This is a genomic window from Streptomyces sp. ADMS, from assembly GCF_033441795.1.
GTDB lineage: Bacteria > Actinomycetota > Actinomycetes > Streptomycetales > Streptomycetaceae > Streptomyces.
The window spans coordinates 1-3,722 of the sequence record NZ_JAVFVX010000242.1 but is presented as its reverse complement, the minus strand read 5'-3'; the positions used below and the strand labels follow the sequence as shown (position 1 = coordinate 3,722).

Sequence of the window (3,722 nt, the reverse complement as noted above, 5' to 3'; positions counted from 1 at the left end):
TGCATGCTCGAAGACGGTCATGTTGCGGCCGATTTCACCAAGACCGCCCAGGGCGACGACCCTCAGCCCTCCTTCAGGTAGCGGCGGGGCGGCTTTGAGTTCTGGGTGCGGATGGCTCATACCCTCACGTTACCGAAGAGTCTGCCGGGATGGCTCACCGCCCGCACGGTCGGTGCAAGGCGAAGCACCATGCCCGGCGCCTTCCTCACCCGGACGGAGGCGCAAATGACGGGTGATGCGAACCGTTTGCCGGCCTCGAACCGCTGGCCGACCTGGCGCGGCCAACTCCTTGATGGCGAAGGGCCGTCGGGGACGACGTCGGAGTGGGCACCGGCCGTCATGCCGGAGCGGGGAGAGACCTGGCCGGTGTGACGGCCCATGACCTCCACTGTCGGCGCACGCCGGGGTGGAACTCGGAACTCGGCAGTGGTCTTGAGCCGCGGGTGGACTCTGCTGCGCAATTCGCTGGACCCGCAGGAACTAGGAACAGTCGCCCGGAGCACCGAGCACGGCCGCGTCGCTGCAGGTCGCGGAGTGCAGTCCGGCGGCCCCGAGGAATTGCGCAGCAGAGTCCGGGTGAGGGCGCCGCTGACCGCGGCAGGGCCATCTTGAGATTTCGTCGCACCCCGGGTGACCCTTTCAGGCCGACAGGACGCGGATGGCTTCGTTCCTGTGGCCGGCGGCGCGCCAGAGGTGAGGGCGCCGACGTGCGTGCGCGAGACGACTCCCGGGGGAGAAGGCGTGTGACGTCAGGCCGGCTGTCCGGGACCGGGACGGGGGCAGTACCACCCCGAGGGGGAGTTGGGATGGCACTGCCATGGATGGCGGCGGCAGTCAGGGCAGTGAAGCCGCCGCCGTTCCACTCCCGCGTAAACCTACCTTAACGAGAGGGTAGCCTTGCACTCCCGGCAGGGAGCGGCCGACGCGTGACGGAGGCGGCGATGCCGGGCGGCAGACCGGTACCGAACTGCGAGGCGTACAGGGAGGCGGGCCGCCAGAGCTGGGCGGTGACCCTGGCCGTACGGCATGGACGACCCGTCGGGGCCGCCGTGTCCACCGGGGTGCCCCATGCCGCGATCGCACCCTCGACTCTACCCGTACGTAAGAGTGTGGGGCGCTCCACGCGGATGAGGAGCCGCTTCACAGTGAGGCAACCCTCGCGTTAGGTTAGAGATGCGCGCGTGGTCTCGGATGCTGTTCCCGCCCCTTCGGAGTGCAGTCGCAGGATGGCGCGGTTCCCGCGAGACGGTCCTGCGCCGCCTGTCGCGGGGCCGCGTCCCGCTCCCTGGCCGAGCGGTCACGCGAGCCCCGGGCGGATGCGTTCTCGGCGCGCTGCCGATATGCCGAACCTGAGTGCCACAAGCAAGCAAGGAGTCCGCATGCTGTCCCGCCAGCCCTCCTCTCCCGCGGAGGTCGGAGCCGACCCTGAGGTGGAGCGCCTTGTGGCGGCTGCCGCCCGGATCGCTCAGTCCATGCCCGCCGCACGGCCCGTGCTCGGCGTTTTGCGCGGTTTCGGTCGCGGCGACCGCGACCGCGCCCGGATTCTGCGCAGTCGGCTCGCCGAAAGTGGTATCGATGCCGCTGACCTGAGCCTGGTGCCCGACGCGGGCGATCGCGAACCAGGGCGCGCCGCGATTCCACGCCCTCGCGTGGACGTCCTGCTGTACGCCGGCGGGCCCCAGCCCGAGCGCGCCATGAAAGCCGCCGCCCTGTGGCGTCTGCCGCTGCTCATCGAGCGTCAAGACGGCTGGGAGGGCGGGGAATTGAACAGTCTGGGCGGACACCGCCGTGCGGTGCTGGGCATCCACCTGTCCGGGGGTGCCTTCGACGTCGCGGTGCGCGAAGCGGTACTCACCTCCCTGCAGCCACAGCCCGGCAGGGTGCGCCTCATCCTGGACAACGAGAAGATCACCGCACCCGGGGACCAGCCCCTGCGTGTCGCCCTGACCGACGGGGGTCTGCTCAGGGTGAGCGGCGACGCCTACGGCTCCCGGCAGGTGCGGCGCCTGCGCTTCGAACGGGCCTGGGGTGCCTACCGGCTCGACATTGACGGCACGCCCGCCCGTGACGTCCACGCCCCCCTGCGCATCGAAGCCCTGCCGGGCCGCCTCCATCTGCTCCACCCGTGACGGAGGGGACGCCGACGCCCCGGGAGGACGGACGGGCGGGTACCTCGCTCCCGGGGCGTACGGCCGCGGACTCCGGGCCGTACGGGAGGACGGCTCCGGGTCCACGAGGCGGCGCGTCACCAGTCTCCAGACGCCGCCTGTCCGTCAGCATACCCTCACGCAACGTCAGTGATGGACCTGTGGTGGCCGCGCTCGACCCCGCCGCTCTTGCAGGGTTTCGCCGATCGTTATCCGACTCCTTGGCAATCAACTCTTCCCTTGCGTTAGAGTAGTGTTGCTCGCCGACATAGTCGGTCTGCTTCCAAAGCCGCTCCCAGGCGGTGTCCGCCCACGTTGTCTCGGTCACTGCTTGGGGGCGGCGCCAAAGCCGCCCGCCCGGGCTGCCCCGACCGGTGCAGCGCCGCCGAAGAGCACACCCGCGCTGACGCATTCCACACCCTGGGGAGAGCCATGACCGCAGAGGTCACTCGCATCGAGATCGCCGACCAGCTGGCCGGACTGTTCACGAACGGCGCCGTGAGCAAGCACGACATGCTCATCGCCGCCGCCGGCGCCCGTCCGGAAGTCCGTGAGCTCCTCTCGGCGCTGCCCGACCGCCGCTACACCGAACTGCGCCAGGTCTGGGAGGACCTGCCGCGGGTTCCGGTCGGCGCCTGAGACGGGGGAGAGCCGAACCATGGCCCTGTTCATGCTCCAGCTCGCCTGCGGCGAGGACACCGTCATCGAGGCGGACGCCGCCGGGTGCACAGCCGAGGGAGAGATCGTCCTGGAAAGCACCGGCCAGTACGGGCCGGCGGTCCGGCTGAAGACGTATCCGGTCGAGGCGGTGACCGCGGTGTTCCGCCAGGCCCCGATGGACGGCGGCGGCTACGGCTGGCTGCCCCAGCCGACGACCGGCATCTGGTGGTGCTACTGACGCCTCGTATGCCTGATGGGAGGAAACCCGATGGCGATCTTTCTGCTGGAAATGGCCGACGGCAGCGAGATGATCCTCACCGCGGGCCGCGCCACTCGCACGGAGACCGGTGACGTGGCCTTCGAGTACGTCGACGCCCGCGGAAACTGGTCACTCTGCTGCACCGTCCAGAGCGCCCAGGTGAAGACCACCTACGCGCGACGCGTAGGCGAGGACGGCGTGGCACGCTGGGTCCCTCAGCTGTCCGCGGGCCGCTGGTGGGCGTACTGAACAGCATCCGTCGGCTCCATGTGCCGGCCACTTGAGGGGCGGGCCGGTCGGCGGGGCCGTGCGGTCGGCGTCGCGCAGGTACGCCTCGTGTGTCAGGGCGCTGTCCCACTGGGCGAGGGTCAGCACGGTTTCGCCGTCCGTGCCGGCGAACCAGTTCACGGCGGCGAGGCGTGTGGCGGGGCCGTGCAGCCCAGTGCGTCGGCTTCGGCGCCGGTGACGAGTTGCTGCCGGTCGCGGTCCCCGGCGTAGCGGGTGCTGACCACGGCTGTGCGGGTGCCGGTGAGTTCGGGGGAGGGTGTGGTGGTCAACGCGGGCTCCCTTGCGGGCGGGCGGCGGCCGGACCCCGACGGTGACCGTCCCGCAGATGCTCGGGGCGGACCCGGGACGAGCCGAGGATGGTGCCGCCG

General features: G+C 70.7%; 5 protein-coding genes. 4 read left to right on the top strand and 1 reads right to left on the bottom strand.

Going from position 1 to position 3,722, the window contains the following annotated elements; translation table 11 throughout:
- Nucleotides 1-1,379 precede the first annotated feature (1,379 nt).
- The 4 genes from RB628_RS39800 (at nucleotide 1,380) to RB628_RS39785 (ending at nucleotide 3,315) form a co-directional block, all read left to right on the top strand.
- The gene (locus RB628_RS39800) at nucleotides 1,380-2,129 is read left to right on the top strand and encodes a hypothetical protein (protein ID WP_318325530.1); all 750 of its coding nucleotides are present in this window, start codon (nucleotides 1,380-1,382) and stop codon (nucleotides 2,127-2,129) included.
- A gap of 450 nt (nucleotides 2,130-2,579) precedes the next feature.
- Nucleotides 2,580-2,786 (top strand): hypothetical protein, encoded by a 207-nt coding sequence (locus tag RB628_RS39795; RefSeq protein ID WP_318325529.1) that lies wholly within the window; start codon nucleotides 2,580-2,582, stop codon nucleotides 2,784-2,786.
- A gap of 19 nt (nucleotides 2,787-2,805) precedes the next feature.
- Nucleotides 2,806-3,045: a hypothetical protein gene (locus RB628_RS39790; protein WP_318325528.1), complete on the top strand. Its 240-nt coding sequence runs from the start codon at nucleotides 2,806-2,808 to the stop codon at nucleotides 3,043-3,045.
- A 30-nt stretch (nucleotides 3,046-3,075) separates the two neighbouring features.
- Nucleotides 3,076-3,315, top strand: a complete 240-nt coding sequence (locus RB628_RS39785; RefSeq protein WP_318325527.1) for a hypothetical protein — start codon at nucleotides 3,076-3,078, stop codon at nucleotides 3,313-3,315.
- 155 nt (nucleotides 3,316-3,470) lie between these two features.
- Here the strand turns inward: RB628_RS39785 and RB628_RS39780 are convergent, their stop codons facing one another.
- On the bottom strand, nucleotides 3,471-3,623 hold the full coding sequence (locus RB628_RS39780; RefSeq protein WP_318325526.1) for a hypothetical protein: 153 nt from the start codon (nucleotides 3,621-3,623) through the stop codon (nucleotides 3,471-3,473).
- Nucleotides 3,624-3,722: the final 99 nt, after the last annotated feature.

Bases quoted from the DNA above. Each gene is read 5' to 3' on its own strand.
- RB628_RS39790 (WP_318325528.1), top strand. From the start codon at position 2,806: ATGGCCCTGTTCATGCTCCAGCTCGCCTGCGGCGAGGACACCGTCATC.
- RB628_RS39785 (WP_318325527.1), top strand. From the start codon at position 3,076: ATGGCGATCTTTCTGCTGGAAATGGCCGACGGCAGCGAGATGATCCTC.
- RB628_RS39795 (WP_318325529.1), top strand. From the start codon at position 2,580: ATGACCGCAGAGGTCACTCGCATCGAGATCGCCGACCAGCTGGCCGGA.
- RB628_RS39800 (WP_318325530.1), top strand. From the start codon at position 1,380: ATGCTGTCCCGCCAGCCCTCCTCTCCCGCGGAGGTCGGAGCCGACCCT.